Annotated in this window: 15 protein-coding genes; 1 reads left to right on the top strand and 14 read right to left on the bottom strand. The window is 35.8% G+C overall.

Annotated elements, in window-relative coordinates; translation table 11 throughout:
• Positions 1–20 precede the first annotated feature (20 nt).
• The 6 genes from JNUCC41_RS22305 to JNUCC41_RS22325 form a co-directional block, all read right to left on the bottom strand.
• Positions 21–1466 carry an alkaline phosphatase PhoX gene (locus JNUCC41_RS22305; protein ID WP_192204892.1) on the bottom strand — a complete coding sequence of 482 codons (1446 nt, stop codon included), beginning with the start codon at positions 1464–1466 and terminating at the stop codon, positions 21–23.
• Between the two features lie 666 nt (positions 1467–2132).
• The gene (locus tag JNUCC41_RS22310) at positions 2133–2816 is read right to left on the bottom strand and encodes a C40 family peptidase (protein ID WP_192204893.1); all 684 of its coding nucleotides are present in this window, start codon (positions 2814–2816) and stop codon (positions 2133–2135) included.
• A 287-nt stretch (positions 2817–3103) separates the two neighbouring features.
• Positions 3104–3502, bottom strand: coding sequence for a hypothetical protein (locus JNUCC41_RS22315; protein WP_192204894.1), 399 nt, complete (start codon positions 3500–3502; stop codon positions 3104–3106).
• 214 nt (positions 3503–3716) lie between these two features.
• Positions 3717–3848, bottom strand: a complete 132-nt coding sequence (locus tag JNUCC41_RS26915) for a DUF6254 family protein (RefSeq protein WP_228467419.1) — start codon at positions 3846–3848, stop codon at positions 3717–3719.
• Between the two features lie 112 nt (positions 3849–3960).
• Positions 3961–4143 (bottom strand): hypothetical protein, encoded by a 183-nt coding sequence (locus JNUCC41_RS22320; RefSeq protein WP_192204895.1) that lies wholly within the window; start codon positions 4141–4143, stop codon positions 3961–3963.
• Positions 4144–4464: 321 nt separating this feature from the next.
• Positions 4465–4695 (bottom strand): hypothetical protein, encoded by a 231-nt coding sequence (locus JNUCC41_RS22325; RefSeq protein WP_192204896.1) that lies wholly within the window; start codon positions 4693–4695, stop codon positions 4465–4467.
• A 93-nt stretch (positions 4696–4788) separates the two neighbouring features.
• Here JNUCC41_RS22325 and JNUCC41_RS22330 point away from each other — a divergent pair, with 93 nt between their 5' ends.
• The gene (locus JNUCC41_RS22330; protein WP_192204897.1) at positions 4789–5979 is read left to right on the top strand and encodes an MFS transporter; all 1191 of its coding nucleotides are present in this window, start codon (positions 4789–4791) and stop codon (positions 5977–5979) included.
• Positions 5980–6889: 910 nt separating this feature from the next.
• Here JNUCC41_RS22330 and JNUCC41_RS22335 read toward each other — a convergent pair.
• From JNUCC41_RS22335 to JNUCC41_RS22370, 8 genes are all read right to left on the bottom strand, one after another.
• Complete coding sequence (locus tag JNUCC41_RS22335; protein WP_192204898.1) at positions 6890–7342, bottom strand: YoqH family protein; 453 nt, start codon at positions 7340–7342, stop codon at positions 6890–6892.
• Positions 7343–7554: 212 nt separating this feature from the next.
• Positions 7555–7941 carry a DUF192 domain-containing protein gene (locus tag JNUCC41_RS22340; protein ID WP_192204899.1) on the bottom strand — a complete coding sequence of 129 codons (387 nt, stop codon included), beginning with the start codon at positions 7939–7941 and terminating at the stop codon, positions 7555–7557.
• Between the two features lie 1150 nt (positions 7942–9091).
• Positions 9092–10822 carry a phospho-sugar mutase gene (locus JNUCC41_RS22345; RefSeq protein ID WP_192204900.1) on the bottom strand — a complete coding sequence of 577 codons (1731 nt, stop codon included), beginning with the start codon at positions 10820–10822 and terminating at the stop codon, positions 9092–9094.
• A 585-nt stretch (positions 10823–11407) separates the two neighbouring features.
• Positions 11408–12778: a glycosyltransferase gene (locus JNUCC41_RS22350; protein WP_192204901.1), complete on the bottom strand. Its 1371-nt coding sequence runs from the start codon at positions 12776–12778 to the stop codon at positions 11408–11410.
• Positions 12747–13103, bottom strand: coding sequence for a hypothetical protein (locus JNUCC41_RS22355; protein ID WP_192204902.1), 357 nt, complete (start codon positions 13101–13103; stop codon positions 12747–12749). Before JNUCC41_RS22355 ends, JNUCC41_RS22350 begins: the two co-directional genes overlap by 32 nt.
• Before the next feature lie 505 nt (positions 13104–13608).
• Complete coding sequence (locus tag JNUCC41_RS22360) at positions 13609–14613, bottom strand: NAD-dependent epimerase (RefSeq protein WP_192204903.1); 1005 nt, start codon at positions 14611–14613, stop codon at positions 13609–13611.
• 407 nt (positions 14614–15020) lie between these two features.
• Positions 15021–16202 carry a hypothetical protein gene (locus JNUCC41_RS22365; protein ID WP_192204904.1) on the bottom strand — a complete coding sequence of 394 codons (1182 nt, stop codon included), beginning with the start codon at positions 16200–16202 and terminating at the stop codon, positions 15021–15023.
• Complete coding sequence (locus JNUCC41_RS22370; RefSeq protein WP_192204905.1) at positions 16189–17700, bottom strand: glycosyltransferase; 1512 nt, start codon at positions 17698–17700, stop codon at positions 16189–16191. Before JNUCC41_RS22370 ends, JNUCC41_RS22365 begins: the two co-directional genes overlap by 14 nt.
• Positions 17701–17937: the final 237 nt, after the last annotated feature.

Here is a 17937-nt window from a genome sequence, read left to right on the forward strand (position 1 = left end):
TCAAAAAATGAGATGATCACTTATAAAATCGGCATACCATGACGCTCTAAAGCAGCTGCTTCCAATATAGACATACCTTGTTCATCTGCAAATGCAGTAAGTTTATCCGAAACAACAGGAGCAAGACTTGCTGGTGGCAGAGCTTGGTTCATAGCTCGTCTACGGGTAGAATTTCTGCGTGCAAATGGTCCCCAAATCGCAAAGGTGATACCGGGTGTTTGCATATTTACAAAGAAAGTATTTCCATCCGGAGAAAATGTAGGGCCTGCAAATTCAGAACCGTTCATCCTATTTTCAGCGAAAGTATAAATATTTCCTTCAGGAGTCAATCCGACAATACGATCATTACCGCCTCCATCTTCGGCGATCCATAGATCTCCCCAAGGAGTGATTGTAATGTTATCTGGAGCTTCTAAATCATTTTTATCCGTAGACTCATAGAATAGTTCTAAAGTGTTTGTCGCTGGTGTGTAGCGATAAACACGGCCAAGGCGTGCTGAACCTGCACTTGTATCATCGAACCATAAGGTACCTTCAGAAAAATAAGCCCCTTCTAAGCGGCTAAACTGAATACAGCCTTTTTCCTTAGCGTCTTGCTGTGCGATTTCAGGATTTAATTTTTTCCAGACGATCCCGAATTTTTGTCTAGCACTAAATTGACTTGCAGCTGCAGCCGGTAATTCATCAATCGCTGCTGCCTCGAGTGTACCGCCCTTTTGCAGAGAACCTAGTTTTTGACTACGGTCATGTGGTGTAAAACGGTACAAGAAGCTTGGACTTGCGTCTTCCGTTAAATACCAAATCCCTGTTGAAGGGTCAACATGCCCAGCTTCATGAGAGAAATAACCCATATCACGGATCGGTGTTCTTGACATTTCATTTTCAGGATCAAGCGGATTTACTTCAAATACAAAGCCATGTCCCATATCACGGGTTTCTTCCATTGTTAACCAGGTACCCCAGGTCGTAGCTCCACCCGCACAGTTACGGATTGTACCTGAACTTGATACATACTGATCAATGACTTTATTATTTTGTCCAACGATTAATGTGGTTGTGCCGCCCGCAGCACCAGAACTCCAAGGTTTTTTTCCATTTACAGGGTAATCAGAATTTGTCCCATTTTCATGGTTTCTTACAAGTATGGTTGTACCCTTCTCTCCTTTATATGCAGCCATTCCATCATGAGCAGAAGGGACAAGGTCACCATTAGGCATGACATCACCAGTTCCTGAAAGCATTGTGTAATGAAATCCCCTTGGCAGATCAAGAATTCCATTTGGATCCTTTACTAGCGGACCATATCCACCAAAACCGCTTGTTGGATTGCTAGATTCCACTGCAAACCCTTTTGTAGTTCCCGCAAGAGAAAATAACCCAGTTGAACCAAGTGTTAATGCTAAAGTGCTCATTCCGCCAACTTTTAAGAAATTACGTCTGTTTAAACCGCTATTGCTAGATATCATGAACATTACCTCCAAAATTTTTTTTGAGGGATGCTATATTCCTTAAAGCAAACTCTCCCCTCAAAATTAACAAACCTTTTTAAATGTTCTGTTAATTGTTTGTGATTTTATATCTTTGCATGAAAAACAAGCTAAAAGTCACGGTAAATACACAAAAAATGGAGGTTATTACCACATATACAACATGCATAAGGAGGAAATTGATGGTATGGATTCATAGTCGGGAAAATAATGGGGATTTTGTCATAAAAAGATCGATGCAGATTATTAAAGCTTTTTAAAAGTTTGTAAATAATCCAAGATAAAAAACTTGTTAACCCGTTTTTTCTAGTAAATAATTGAAAAGAGAAATCGGTTAAAGTCATGATTAACATTAGAACATAAATCAACAGTTTCATAAGGAATGGGTAGGAGAGACAACTCGTCTTTTTATTTTTCACTTTAAGAGGATAGATCCACCCATGATAACAATGAAAAATCTTATTGAACATTTGGAGGACTTGGTCCACATAACTTGAGGCATAGTATGGGTTTGTGGGGTGTAATGCTAGCAGCCTTATTTGATTGATAAAGTTCACATAGGACTTTCGGTATCATAACCTACTGGTAGAGCAATTTAAAAAAATAAAAGCCAGTCTCAAAAAAAGGACTGGCAACTTTCTCTGATTACATTCTTTTTGCTCCTAAATATCTTTTTTTCCAATAGCTATTATCCATGGAGGTAATGCTAATGCCATTTGATGATGAGCTGTGTATGAATTGATTACCCCCTATATAAATACCAGCATGTGAGGCGCCAGTTTTATAAGTCTCGTAAAAGACCAAATCTCCAGCTTGTAGTTTGGAAACCTTTGTCCCCTTTTTATAAATTTCAGATACCGTTCTTGGTAAAGTGACATCTGCGCTTTTTTCGAAAACGTATTTTAGAAATCCGCTGCAATCAAAACCTTTAGGAGTAGTTCCCCCCCATACATACGGTACATTCAAATGTTTTTTTGCTTCTTTCACTATCGCAGAAGATTTATTGGTTCCTTTATTCACATTAGCTACGGTGGATGTCTGCTTTTTTACACCCAATGCTTTATATGTATTCGGACCTACAATACCATCAGCTTTTAAACCTTTATTTTTTTGGAACTTTACAACTGCACTTTTAGTAACCGTGCCAAAATATGTAGTTGTATTCTTACTCTTAAAATATTCTTTTTTCTTTAATATCTCTTGTAATTGTTTTACTTCGGTATGGGTCATACCACTTTTTAACGTCCGATCGCCCAATGCAGCATTACTAACCAACGGATTTGATAGTAACAATCCTGACACTACAAAAGATGCTATAATTTTTTTCATTTTCTCCCCCGATAAAATCCTTTTTTATTGATTTTACCAGCTTTAAGTGACAAACATATTTACCTAATTTTACATTATGATTACAATTTTATGCATAAAGTGTGCAAAAAATACAAAATATCTAAAATACCCCTAGCATTCTTTTTCTTTCTTATTTTGAATTTGATTATTAATCATACTTTCAAAAGGCCAACAAATGACAGCCTTATTATGTCGCAAACACACTTGTTAGTTGCTTAAGACCTATTGAAAGTTGAAACAAACTATGTAATAAACAAGCACTATCCTTATGGTCTGTACCCGTAGCCAAACCCGAATAAAAAAGTAATAAATAAAAAAATGGCAGCTGATGGAATGAAGCTAACAACGACCAATCCTTTAGCTGTTTTGCTTTGTACACTTCTATACCATTTGTAATAAATAAAAAGGAGAATTACTGCCAAAGGCCAGAAATAATATCCAGCCATCGTGTCAACCCAGCCTGAATTTTTATCCCAATATATATCTGGTACAGGGAGGATATTCTCATATTGTCTATCAATTTTGTTTTTAGTTTTTATAAAGATATAAGAAATTACAGAATAATAAGCTACTATTGTAGCTTTTATCCACCAAAATAAAAACCTATTGGCCATTACTATTAAAAAGATAATTGCCAGCATGATGAACATACTTGTGTATTCCAAAACAAAATCACCTCTAAATCATCTTAACCAATTAATATATCAATTACCATAAAATGTTTTATGGTAACCGCTACGAAGAGATTATGTTTTTTGATAAAGATTACATTTTTAAACTAATTTAGGTAACGACAAAAAGAGGGTACCCCCAAGGCAGTGACCCCACTATTATGTGGGACTCTGCCCCATTGGGCCAGCCTCTCATTGTTAAGCAGTTTTACTTAGTTTCAGATTCATTTTTGCCCATGCCTTCAGCTAATTGTTCAAATGATTTAACCTTACCATGTGGATTCTGCGATTGTTTACGATCTTTCCATTGGCGTTCTTCTTGTCGCTTAGATTGAGTCATCTAAATTGCCCCTTTACATAAAGTTCAGTATACCGTTAGAAGTATGAAAAGCCTCCACCAATTGACTCGTGCAGTCATCACTTATCATGAGGTCGAGTCTGGCAAATATTAATTAATGCATGCCTTTCCACTCACCTTGATTTTTAGATGCTTTTTCTTTCTTTGCTTTATCTTTATGTGCTTGATTAGCGTTTGCACTGCCAAATTCTTGAGAGAATTCTGAATCAGTTTTGCTTGAATTGATTCCTTGTTTATTCTTTTGGTCTGCATCATTTTTCTTTGTTCGTTTTGCCATGGATACCCCTCCTTCTTACCTTTAGTATGAGATCAAAAAGAAGAAATATACCTCGCATTAAAGCTGATAGTAACATGAACCTTTCATGTAATTCGGGTAAAAAACAAGGTGAATAATAAGTTCCGGTTTGGTTATTTTATAAGTTACATACCTAATTCCGTTTTTAAAAGGTGTTTGAAATTAACTTAGCACCAGAATTTCTTGAATTGGATTTACCATTATTGACAATACACTTCACATTTAAATGTTGCTTATCATCCTTCCATCCTTGATGTTGAAAGTGAGTATTATTGACTTTAGCATCAAATCTTGCATGGTCCCCTACCATGGTATTTTTGACAGCTTTCCTCTTCTAATTATCTTTAACTTTCTTTTTCCATTTTCCCGTTTGAGTTTCCTGCTTTTTTCAATAGCCATCAAGATCCTTATGATTTTTCCTTTTAATCCGTTTTGGATTATGTTTTGTACTATTACAAAACAGGTTACGGCAAAATCAGTGAATGATTCAGGTACAAGCCTTTTAGCAAGAAATAATAAACGATTACCAAGCAAGGGTTTTCCTCAAAAATATATTTTATGATATGATAGGTAAATTGTTTATCTTCCCTGTGACACATATACATTCATCTAAGAAAAGAGGTATTTATGCACGACACAGAATTATCCAAGCGACATTGGTTACTCATTTTAACACTTACTTTATTAACATTTGTTCTCGGGACAAGCGAATTTGTTATCATCGGGATCTTAACCGATATTTCCTCGAGTCTAAATATTACAAATGCAAAAGCAGGTACACTCGTTTCTGCGTTTGCCATTACGTTTGCCATTGCGACACCACTCGTGATGTCGGCAACAAGCCATTTTCCAAAACGTAAATGGATGTTGTTTTTGATAGGTTCGTTCATTATCCTGAATGCTTTGTGCGTAATATCGACGAGCTTCATAATGCTGCTTGCTCTTCGGATGATGACTGCGATCGTAACAGGAGTTTTAATTTCACTTGCCATGATTGTTGCAAGTGAAACCATGCCAATCGCGAAACGTGGACTAGCTATATCATTTGTTTTCGGTGGTTTTACTCTTGCAAATGTAATTGGAGTACCAATAGGCACTGTCATCGCTGATTGGTACGACTGGAATGCGACCTTTCTTTTAACGACTTTTCTCGGTGGAATTGCGTTTTTGGCATCTTTCTTGATTTTGCCTACTATGCACATTACATTTCGCAGTTCAATGCGTGAGCAATTTTCTTTGTTAACACACCCACGTATCTTAATGGCTTTTTTCATTCCGTCTCTTGGATTTGGTGCAACGTATGCCGTTTATACGTTTCTTGTTCCAATCCTGAAAGGAATGGAAGCACCAAGCAGTTCAATCAGTCTAATCTTGTTTGGCTACGGATTTATTTCCATTTTCAGCAACATTCTTGCTGGTAAAATTGCCAGCCACAATGCTATCGGACGTCTCCGGTTTGTTTTTCTCGTTCAAGCGATTGTTCTGGTCAGTTTATATTGGACCACAAATAACTTAATCTTGGGATTGGTTAATATTAGCTTAATGTCATTAATGGCCATCCTTTTAACAACATCTACCCAGCTTTATTTGATAGATCTAGCTGGCATTTATCAACCAAAAGCTACAGGACTAGCTGCTTCACTGATGCCAGTAGCAAGCAATGTCGGTATCGCATTTGGTTCTGCATTAGGCGGAGTTGTTTATCATCAGGGAAATTTGATGAATGTTACATTGGTAGGTGGGTTGGTTGCTATCTTTGCAAGTCTTCTAACTTTCCTAAGTCATCGCTTAGACCAAAAACAAAAAAAACTAGCATAAGAGAGAAGTTATCTGCGCCTTGGTATGCATCCTCTGGTACGTGCAATGGCATAATAAACGAGAAATGTTATTGTGGTTTTGAAACAAAGTGGCATCAAATTAAAATTAATACAAAAAATCTTGCTAGAGCATGTTTTGAAAAAGGATTGATTCAAAACATGCTCTTAACCGTATTCGAATGAATGATATTTTTTTATAAAAAAGTTTGATCATTTTCCATTCTTCTTATAGGACCAACCAGCTAATAAGATGTCAATATCTTTCTCTAAAATCTTATTTCCCATATGATCTACTATTTTTGGCCATGCCAATAGCCCTCCAAAACCTTTTCGGAAGGGTTTTTCTATGTGTCAGTTAATCGGGCAAAAGTTCCAGGAACATTTTTTCCTCTTTAAAAGTACGTAAATCCAATGAAGCAAATGATTAATGAGGAAAGTTTTTCCTTCTAATTTTCCTGATCCTTTCATTCTATTAGAATTAATTACCTAATCGAAACCCGCTTAATATTAAATCATCCCTTTTATACGCAAGTTAAAATTTGAGGTATTCCCATCCGAAACATCCTTCAAGGTCGGAATATACGTTTCTATTTTACCTTCCATAAGCGAGAATAACTCTATTCTTTCCGGTAGCTGGCCTTTTCCTCATGTGTATCAACTAAATACTTCTTTATGCTGAATGAGCTGTTTGACCATTCTGCCACTTCAAAAGTTAAGGAAAGTTCGGTTCCAACCCCTTAAGTCCCAACTAGCCTCAAACATGTTTCGGTCGACAATTTACTTTAACGGATTAAGTCTTACGCCTCCGTATGTCCTACCCTGTCTACTGATAAAATAGATTCTATTAAAAAAGGTCAATAAGTAATTTTACTGGTTGACCTTAGAATACGAAAGCACCAGCTGGTCCATAGCTACCTACAGTTTTTGATATTACTACTTAATATACTGGGTCCCAATTTTTCAGTATTTGAATTAGAAAGGCGCACCTGCACTTCTACATTTTCCATTTTCGCTGTAATTTCATCAAATCTTCCAGCCCAAGTTGGACTATCTTTTTCTGCAGTAGGATAAAGCCTGAAACGCCAACTAATTTCCTCTGGTATAAAAGCAAAACCTTCATAGCTATCGTAATTCCCATATGAAGATGGTTCTGGAAGGTGTACTCCAAGAATACTTACATTAGTTCGTGCAAAACTTGGTGGGCGCAACTGCACTTTATAAATTAATGCTGTTCCTTTTGAATTTGTAAGCTTTTTATCAATTGGTTCCAATACCATACTACAAGGCATAGTTGTTGCATTTATTTGAATAGGGGAAATGACAAAAGTTAAGATTATAAATATGCCCAAAACAATTTGTTTCAAACTAACACCTCTTACAATCATTTTGGTTTATTTTACCCTTATTATGATCTAAATATAAATAGTCCTCATTCAAGTAACCTGCCTCTCTAATTGTATAAGAAGAGGAGCCGCTGAGCAGCTTCTGGTAATAAAGTAAAGCAACTTTTTTTATTCACTAACATATGTATCCATTTAAAACTAACCTCACAGAACTAAAGGTGAGGTGATATGATTCAACCAAGCAAAACATAATCCCCTACTTTAATATGGTTCTTTTCAAACCATCCAAGATTCACTTCAATTGCATAATGATATGCTATTTCTGGATCATAGGTAGGGCATATATACTCTTTACAAGGCTCCATATCAAGTATTTTTAGAATTTTCCTAGCTGAGTCAAGAAAAGCAATAGATAAAGGAATTAATGTGTTTTTCATCCAAAACCCACCATATACTTCTTCTGAAAACACAAATAACATCCCTTCATTTTCGGGTAATTTCCCAACAAACATTAAGCCCATTTCTCTTTTTCTTTGAGTATCTGCAACTTGAACGGTTAATCTAGTTTCCTTGTTTCCACTAAGTATTTTTATCATTTTTCTTTTTATTATATTTTTCATATTCACTCACCTTCGAATATTTTTATAAGCAGGAAAGAAATTTAAGGTCTTTAAAAAAGTTCATGAGAATGAAATTTTTTTATTCGAAAAAACGTCTATTCCCTAAAAAGGAAGAATGTTGGAGATAAAACGAATAGAAGATGAAAAAAATAATTAACAATGCACCGTTTCACTTCTAATACTTATTCTATGATTTTAAGTTTTATACGCTGTTTTCAATCATCACAGCAACCATATATAAGCACAGCCGTAGTTTTAGAAACCTTTCATGAACTTTATTAATGCTTTCGAAATGGAATTTTTAGTTGTTAACGCTCGGCACATGAAAGGAGTCCCTGATCTAAAAATAGAAGTCTTGGATGCTGGGTGGATTACTATTAAAATTAAAAAGGTACTTGATCAAATATCAAATTAGGCTCCGTAGAGAGTAAAAAGAGCAATGTGCATCACCACTAGGTAAGAAACTTTAGTAATTTAGGCAAGTCTCCAGGAAGGAACCAGTCGGGGTGGTATGCACGCTTAAAATATATCTTTATAACAATAATATGACAGAGTTAAATATGGGGAGTTTCTTTTGTTGGAATGTCGATTTATGTATGATGTTAAATGTTCTAGTTTCATGTTTTATGACTTCTTCTTTAAAGTTTATTTTCTTATTTGACTTATCTCTTCGGGAATGGTCTCACCAAGAGCGCAAATAAGGAACCTTTTTAAAAACCCTCCCCATTTAGCACCTTTCATAAGGCCCATCCTAGGGCCTGTACAACTGTACTACGTAACGTCATACGGTATCAGCAAGGCTACTAAATAGGGGGATTTGGAAAATTGGATTGGAATAGTATATTATATGCTCATTATTCCAATTAGTGTCGAATAGTAATAAATATCAGCATCAGCCCCTTTTAACCTACCATGCACAACCTCAAACCCAACCCATGTTGGGTTATGGACCCTATTCAACGCCGAAAGGCCTAAGGACGGCCTACCGGGAATCTTGATTCCAGTAGGGTAATTATGACTCCAATAGGCTGTGGTACTAGATTTAGAAAGAGTACTAATCTAATGATAGACAAAAAAGGGTCCGCATTTCTTTACTTAATGAATGCGAACCCTAGTTTTTTAAGGAGACCCTCTGAATGAGAGTCCTTCTTTAAAGCATTTTATCGATACTTCTCATAAAGTCTTTCATAACGATGGATAATTTCCCTTTCGCTTCCTTCATCGAGCTTCCTTTAACACCGAAATAAAATTTAATTTTAGGCTCTGTTCCCGAAGGTCGTAAACATACCCATGTGCCATCTTCAAGAAAGTATTTTAATACGTTCGATTTTGGGAGCTTGATTGCCTCTTCCCTATTTGACGCAAACATGTATTTTTTCCTGCTTAGATAATCCTCTCGAACCACTACTTGAAGATCAGAGATTTGATCTGGTGGATTTTCACGGAATTCATTTAGAATCGCTTCAATTTGCCTGGCACCTTCAATTCCTTTTAAAGTCAACGATTGCAAACCTTCCAAGTAATATCCATATTTATCGAAAACATCCATTAAACCTTCGTACATCGTTTTGCCTTGCTTTTTGTAATAGGCACAGACTTCCACTGCCAGAACGGTAGCCTGTATGGCATCCTTATCTCGAGCAAAATCTTTGATTAGGTATCCATAGCTTTCTTCATAACCAAACAGGAAAGAATGTTCTCCACTTGTGTGGTATTCATTGATTTTTTCAGCAATGAATTTAAATCCAGTTAAAACATCTACTGTTTTTAAACCATTTTGCTCTGAAATCGCCCTTCCTATTTCTGAAGTCACGATGGTCTTTAATACGACTCCATTTCCAGCAAGAGTCCCTTTCTTTTGTTTTTGTGAAATTAAATAATCCAAAAAGAGAGCGCCGGTTTGATTGCCTGTTAATACGATATAATCTCCAGCATTATTTTTCACGCTAATTCCGAGCCTATCCGCATCCGGATCGATGGCAATCAATAAATCAGCGTCGACGCGGTTTCCAAGCGCAATGGCCAATTCAAAAGCAGCATGTTCCTCTGGATTAGGGACTTTAACGGTAGGAAAGTTAGCATCGGGCATTTCCTGTTCTTTAACAATATGGACATTTCGATATCCTAGATCATGCAAAGCACGTTTTACTGCTTGATTGGCTGTACCATGAAGCGGTGTAAACACGAGCTTTACATCGATCTCATCTGCTAACTTTGGATTTTCCGGAATAGTGAGCAATTGCTCATTATAAGCAGTATCCAGCTCCTTCCCGATGATTTGAATGAGTCCTCTGTCCTCTAGGATTTCTTCTTCCTCAACTACAATGGAAAGCTCACTTTCAATCGCGTTCACGTAATTAATGACTTGATCCGCCGCTTCAGGAGGTAGCTGTGCCCCGTCTGATCCGTACACTTTATACCCATTATATTCAGGGGGATTATGGCTTGCTGTAATGACGATACCGGCAAATGCACCCAGCTTACGTACGGAAAAAGAGAGCTGGGGGGTAGGCCGTAATTCATCAAATAAATAAGCTTTAATTCCCATTGTTGCCAAAGTCCTGGCTGCTTCCAATGCAAATTCGTGAGACTTATGTCTTGAATCGTAAGCAATTACGACTCCTCTCGATTTTGCCTCGTTTCCAAACGATTGAATATACTCAGCAAGTCCTGCAGTCGCCTTTCGCACTGTATAAATGTTCATCCTATTAGTACCTGGACCCATTTCCCCTCGCATACCACCCGTCCCAAATTCCAAATTTTTATAAAAGGCGTCTTCAAGTACTATTTCATCATCCTTCATTTCTTCAAGCAATAAACGCATTTCATGATTTAAATGGGGGTAACTTGTCCAAATAGTATACGAATGCTTCCAGCTCATTAAAATACAGCTCCTTCCAACTTTGCTTTGTTTGGCATTTCTTTACTCCTTGATCTTAGTACACATTGTAGGAGTCGAATTGAGTATGAAATTTAAAAAGCCATCGTTCCCATAGCACCCATTCCGATATTATTTTTTTATCTTCCTTTAGTACCTCTTTTGCAACGAGTTGTTGAATCTGCAAATCTCCTCCCTCCAAAGATGTTGGTTACGATTTATTCATATTCCCAACCAATACTTTGGAAAGAGGTCATTTATTCTTCTTTACTGCTTTTTAATATGATCGAAAATACGGCTGGTTTAGCAAAAATTCAGTTGCGAAATCTGGAATAATTACAAATTTCTTTTGATATCAGAATCCATATCTTTTGGTGGTAATCTCTATACTTTTGTATCTGTTCGAAATTGTAATGAAATCTGTACAAGTGGATTGAATATTAATACTATTGCCCATATTAAAATCACTTGCATTTCCCTACAAGCTTCGTAAATCCTCAATATAGCCCATGGCACGCCCTTTATCTAACAACTATTGGGTATCCAGCTTGTTTTCTTGTAACTTTTTTTAAGTTTTCCTTCCTTGATTCATTTTTTCTTTTCCTTTTCCTTTTTCTTTTTCTTTTTCTTCTCCTTCTCCTTTTTCTTGTTCTTTTCCGTTTTCCTTTCCTTTTCCTTTTCCGTTTTCCTTTCCTTTTCCTTTTCCGTTTTCCTTTCCTTTTCCGTTTCCGTTTCCTTTTCTTTTTCCTTTTCCTTTTCCTTTTCCTTTTCCTTTTCCTTTTCCTTTTCCTTTTCTTTTTCCTTTTCTTTTTCCTTTTCCTTTTCCTTTTCCGTTTCCTTTTCTTTTTCCTTTTCCTTTTCCTTTTCCTTTTCCGTTTCCTTTTCCGTTGTATTAACGAGTGAATATAATCTTTGTTGCTCCATAATTTGTTTATTGATATCAAATTTTTCTTCAATGACTTTCCGTGCTCTTTCCGTATAATCGTTCCAAACCTCTGGATGTTCTAAAAAGAATTGTATGCCTTTCGCTAACTCAATATCATTTTTTTCTGGAGCCAGGTATCCTGTTTTCTGGTGTTCAATTAATTCAGGGATACCCGCATGTTGAGTAGAAACGACAGGTAACCCGCTAGCCATTGCTTCTTTTAAGGCATTAGGAATGCCTTCAATATCACCATTTTTAGCAGTCTGACTTGCAAGGCAAAAGATATGAGCTTTTTTTAATTCGTTCGAAACTTGTTTTGAATTCATAGCTCCTCTAATAACCACAGCATCTTTAAGGTTAAATTCTGTAATGACCGATTTAATTTTATTCTCATCTTCACCTGCTCCGATAATATGCAGTCTAGCATTTGGATATTGTGAATAAATCCGTTTAAATGCTTTTATAAGAGTGATAAATCCTTTTTTGTCTACAAGTCTACCTACAGACAAAACTCTTATTTCGCCTTCTTTAGGTAGTTTGGGGGTAGAATAGGCGAAAAGATCCAATTCGATACCACCATATAACACATGAATTTTATCGTCCGGAATTCCTAAAGTTCTTAATCCTTGTGCAAGATATTGGCAAACAGGAAAAAAGTGTGCACCATGTTTAATTAATGATGAATATCGCTGGGCATTTTTCTTGAAAATTTCTGGTCTGTCAGAACCATCGCGCCCTCTAATGCTAACGATTAATGGGATATTATATTTTTCACAAACAGGCAAAATTTCTTGTCCATGTTTTCCGTGATGAGCATGAATGGCTATGATTTCTTGTTCTTTGAAGAATTTTTCTAGATCTTTAATCTTGTTTAAATTATAGTAGTTTTTAAAGGGGAATTCTGTATGGTTGGTATCTTCGAATGGGCCGATTACGATTGAGCGATAGTTACTTATTTTTACGATTTGATTATATATAAAACGTTGGTGTGTTTTAATGTTTTCACTTACAAAATAAGCAATGGTTTTCATCATGCCTCAGTCCCTTTAACAAGAAATTCATATTTCTCTTCTCGCGTTCTGCTAAAACCGATAGTTCTTGATAATTATCTATTTTTTTTATCTTTCCTTGTTCTCCAATTTGTTTCACTTGCTTGTGATATTCATGAGTGAAAATGGAATCAGCTTTATAACTGTCTTTGTATGGCAGGTCTTCAGAACAAACTATAAAATTATTTTTAAACAGAGGATTTAATTTGAATAGAGGATTTTTTGTAGAATTGCATGTAAAGGACTTCATGAGAAAATCTATATGCTTCTTAAGAACTTCCAATGGTGTTTTCATATTTTCAGGGTTCAAATTACTTTCTCCTTTTATTAACTTCCAAATTTTTAATTAATCTTTTTGCATGCATATAATTTACCCTTCTCTTTTTTATTAGATTTTGGATTTTTACACAAAATATTTTTATTTATATTGAACTGTATTGCCATGCATACTTTAAATCTCCTTAAACCGAATGTGTCTCCATTTATCGTTTTCACATGGACATTTTTTAATTTTCAGCATTTCATTAATGGCATTCGTTAATTGGCCTTTCATACCAACTCAAGGATTTAAAAAACAAATGGTGTCAATGAAGCTATATTTGAAGGCGGATCGTTTGATGGTTTTCACAATTTTGAAACTTGACCTATTCCGAATTATTTCTTCTCAAGGCCCGACACTATTACCTTATCTTTGTTTTTCTTTTAAGTTGAGGTGTTTGAAATTTTTTATACCTTTTTGACTCCAAACAGAAATTCCATCATTATTTTTTATTCACTAAAACCGCACTTATTAAAATTCACTGCTTCTTTTTTTCTTATTTATTATAATTTTTGTACCAATTCACAAAATGAGTTAAACCTTCTTCTATTGTTGTTGAAGGATAGAACCCCACATCAGCATGCAAATCGGCAATATCAGCATATGTCTCCTTAACATCTCCCAGTTGCATCGGTAAGAATTCTATTTTTGCCTTTTTTCCAATTAGTTTCTCTAATGTGATAATGAAATCCATTAATTTTATCGGCTTATTGTTACCAATATTATAAACTTTGTATGGGGCATAGCTTGAACTTGGGTCAGGGCAAGCTCGATCCCATCCAATATTATAAACCGGCGGCTTATCAAGTAGCCGGATTATTCCTTCAACAATATCATCAATATAAGTAAAGTCTCTTCTCATATCTCCATTATTAAAAACCTTAATTGTTTTCTCTTCAATAATATTTTTAGTAAAAGAATAATAAGCCATATCTGGCCTCCCCCATGGACCATACACAGTAAAGAAACGGAGTCCTGTGGTTGGAATATTATATAAATGACTATAAGTATGAGCCATTAATTCATTCGACTTTTTAGTGGCAGCATATAAACTTACTGGATGATCCACGGGGTCTTTGGTTGAGAAGGGGATTTTTGTATTTGCACCATATACAGAACTGGATGATGCATAAATTAAGTGCTTCACATTATTATGTCGACAGACCTCTAATATATTTACAAATCCAACCAGGTTGGACTTAACATAAGAATCAGGGTTTTCTATGCTATAACGTACTCCCGCTTGAGCTGCTAAGTTGATGACTATATCAATGGTCCTGTCTTTAAATAATTGATTTAATTTTTCTTTATTGGACAAATCCAAATTGTGAAATTTAAAATCAGGGTTTTCTTTTAATATCTTGAGTCGATTGTTTTTTAAAATAACATCATAATAATCATTAATATTGTCTACTCCTATAACTTTGAAACCTAGGCTTAATAAACGTTTTGATAAATGGAAACCGATGAATCCTGCAGCCCCTGTTACTAAAATGTTCATAACAATAATTCCAATCCTTTCTATTACAATAGGATTTTGACACCTTTTCGGATCACTGTGTAAGCATTAATTATATATTTATACTTTTGACCTCGACCCTTTACAGCAACAGAACAAAGTTCATTATGACGGATATTAAGAGGAAGCAAACTCAACATCAACATCTTCATTATGAAGATACCTACGTTTTATTCGTAATTTCGAATGACATGATATCCTTTTTCTCTATATATGACCTATGAGTTTTCCACTCTTATAACCGTTATGAACAAACATTTACGAATGAAAAACCGTTGAAAGGATAATCACCATGGATTTATTAAAATGCTCCTTTTTTGTGATAACTAAAACCTCAACAAAATAGGCGTAATACCCTTTTTCCTTAGCTTCCAGTTACATTACCACGACTATATAAGCGTATTATCATTTTCAGTTAATGGGATTGGTGTTTTTGTCCATTCTGCATACGTATCAGGATCTATCGCCTTCACCTGTTCAAAAAAAGTATCTAAAAAATTTCTTTCTCGAAGGTCTTTAAATAACTCGAGAGGCCTTTTTTGTTCACGTGAAAACGAGTACACATGGTCGACTAATTTAAAACCATTCTTAGTTATGATAATATGCCGTAATGGAGCATCAATTTGTTTGAAACCTGAACTTTCCATTGTTTTTAATATATAGAGTAATCGTCTTGTTATGTCCTCAGAAAGGGCAGATTGTTTTTTTAGAAACGTATTTAAATCTGGTCCTAATAGATATTCCATTAAAATATAATTGGGTCCTGTTTCAAAGACTTTCGGGATAAAAGGCAAGTCTTGACTTGATAAAAGAACCATTTTTTCCTGATCTGCATGTTCAGTTTTCCCGTAAAGTTTAACGCATGCGTTTTCAGACACTCGATAAACAGCACCTTGATGCCCTTTTCCAATAAGTGTTTGTGTAATAGCGCTATCCACTTTCACTCCATTACCTGACCCGCCTGAGAGGACGGGAATGTTTCTAAAGTCCAAATTATTTTGATTGAAATAATCCTTCCACTCATTGAAGGTGTCCGGTTCAAGCTGTTTCACTTGGGCTAAGAACGATTCCTTTAAGAGGATAATATTTAAATCTCTTAATAATTTTAAAGGCACAGGGTGCATCCTTTTAAAGGAATTTACATGGTCAATTACCTTAAGTTCCTCATTACCAACGACAAAAATATGACGTAGGGGGGCATCTATCATGGTGAATTTTGCTTGTTTTAATTCTTTTAATATATAGAGAAGTTTCTTTACTATAGAATCAGGTATATACGTACAATTTCTCAGATATTCTTTTAAGGTTGGTGCATTAAAATATTCCATGACTATATAGTTTGGACCTGTTTCATATACCATTGGCATAAAGGGGAGGTGCTTTCCAGCTTTAAGAGCTTCTTCCTCCATTTCCGCTTGTACGGGGTCTGAATAGATTTTTACACATTTATCTTCTGAAAGTTTAAATACTGCACCTTGAGCTCCCATTCCAATCAGTGTATAGGTAGTCGGATTGTGAATTTCCAAAGATTTTTCACCTTTGGTTACAGTAATGGTTTTATAATCCTCCATGTTCTCCTCCTAACTGCTCATCTTTGGCCATATGTTGAAAATTTTGAATTTTATTAAGGGCTTTTTTGACCTTTTCGGCTTTTTGAGCCTTTTTTGCATTTTTACGAGATGCTATTTTTTCATCATTCCCTTGAGCCTTCAGTTGAACCTTCGCTTTTTTGTCCTTTTTATTAGATGCTACAAGTTCATCTTTGACTTTATCTTTAGTCTGCCGTTTTAGCTTTTGAAACTGTTGTAGCTGCTGTAGCTGTGGAAGTTCTTGAAGCTCTGGAAACTTCTGTAGCTGTTGCATATAAATAAGGGCTTTTTTAGCTAAATCGACTTTTTTTCTAGGCACGATTGTGTTGCCATCATTACCTTGCTGTTGAGGCTGTGGAGTCTCCTTAAAGGTTTTTTTATCAATTCGGCGAGGTGTTACTGCATATTGTTTCCTTACTTTATAAGGGGCTACAAGTTCATCATAAAATTCAGCTTGTTGTCGAAGCTGATTGGCGAGGTTAAAGTTTTGTTCGACTTTTTGACGAGCCGCCATTGTATATGTTTCCCACATCTCTCTGTTAGTTAGCATGAATTCAAGAGCATCTGCCAGTTCATCCACATTGTTTTCTTGTACTAAAACCCCCTCTTTGTTATTGGTTATTAATTCAGGGATGCCGGCATGATTGGTCGAAATCACTGGTACTCCAATCGCCATAGCTTCTTTTAATGTATTAGGTATTCCTTCTACATCGCCATCGGCAGATTCTAAGCTCGCGGCGCAAAATATATCTGCATTGGTCAATTGTTCTCGTACTTGATCTTTAGGGAGATGATTCAATAAACGAAAAGAGTCTCCTAAATTTAGTTGATTTGCCAATGACATGAGATATTCTTCAAGCTCCCCCCTTCCGATAATCGTCAGGGTTGCATTTGGAAATTTACCTCTGATTTTTTGAAATGCTTGCATTAAGATGTGATGTCCTTTTTTTTCCACCAACCTACCGATGGATAAAATGTTTTGAGAGTCACCTTTATGTGGAGTCCGGTATTTGAATTCGTTAAGGTCTACGCCCCCATAGAGCACTCTGATTTTTTCAGAAGGACAACCCCAAGCAATTAGTCTATCTGCTAAATACTGACAAACTGGAAAAAAACGCTCACCTCGATCAAATAGCTTTTTCATGTTATCTAGATAGCCAATAGGCTGATTAGCCAGGGTTGCATCCCTGCCTCTTATACTTGTTACCAACGGAAGGTTTGTTTCCTCTTTAAAAGGAAGTAATAACATCCCTAATTGACCATGGTGAGCATGTAAGAGGGAGATATTATTACTTTTCACATATTCTTTCGGTGAGAAAATTTCATTGAGATAATGAACTTTCTCATTCAAAAGGGAAAGATCTATCATATACTTAGGTTGTCGTACCATGTGGATATAATCATAATCAGGAACTTCTCGAATCTGTGAGATATATTGGGTCGGGTCGACTCTTAAATTCAAATGCATAACTGTGTGCAAATAAATGATCTCCTTTCATGCATAGTAAGCAAATTTCCTGGACCTTTTCAAGTATATTATGCAGGACTCTTTAGGTACGCATGGACTAATAACATAAAGTAAAGCTAAATGGCGGAGAGCCTAATACAAAGGATGGATTGAAGTAAGGGCCATGACACAAGATTATTTGTGCAAACAATGGATCTATGAAGATATTTCATCCATTTAAAGAAAGATAAAAAAGCACCCAAGGACTAT

The organism is Brevibacillus sp. JNUCC-41 (genome assembly GCF_014844095.1).
GTDB classification, from domain to species: domain Bacteria; phylum Bacillota; class Bacilli; order Bacillales; family DSM-1321; genus Peribacillus; species Peribacillus aracenensis.

Excerpts from the sequence above, each read along its gene's own strand:
- JNUCC41_RS22305 (WP_192204892.1), bottom strand. The coding sequence starts at position 1,466 with ATGATATCTAGCAATAGCGGTTTAAACAGACGTAATTTCTTAAAAGTT.
- JNUCC41_RS22310 (WP_192204893.1), bottom strand. The coding sequence starts at position 2,816 with ATGAAAAAAATTATAGCATCTTTTGTAGTGTCAGGATTGTTACTATCA.
- JNUCC41_RS26915 (WP_228467419.1), bottom strand. The coding sequence starts at position 3,848 with ATGACTCAATCTAAGCGACAAGAAGAACGCCAATGGAAAGATCGTAAA.
- JNUCC41_RS22320 (WP_192204895.1), bottom strand. The coding sequence starts at position 4,143 with ATGGCAAAACGAACAAAGAAAAATGATGCAGACCAAAAGAATAAACAA.
- JNUCC41_RS22330 (WP_192204897.1), top strand. The coding sequence starts at position 4,789 with ATGCACGACACAGAATTATCCAAGCGACATTGGTTACTCATTTTAACA.
- JNUCC41_RS22340 (WP_192204899.1), bottom strand. The coding sequence starts at position 7,941 with ATGAAAAATATAATAAAAAGAAAAATGATAAAAATACTTAGTGGAAAC.
- JNUCC41_RS22345 (WP_192204900.1), bottom strand. The coding sequence starts at position 10,822 with ATGAGCTGGAAGCATTCGTATACTATTTGGACAAGTTACCCCCATTTA.
- JNUCC41_RS22350 (WP_192204901.1), bottom strand. The coding sequence starts at position 12,778 with ATGATGAAAACCATTGCTTATTTTGTAAGTGAAAACATTAAAACACAC.
- JNUCC41_RS22360 (WP_192204903.1), bottom strand. The coding sequence starts at position 14,613 with ATGAACATTTTAGTAACAGGGGCTGCAGGATTCATCGGTTTCCATTTA.
- JNUCC41_RS22365 (WP_192204904.1), bottom strand. The coding sequence starts at position 16,202 with ATGGAGGATTATAAAACCATTACTGTAACCAAAGGTGAAAAATCTTTG.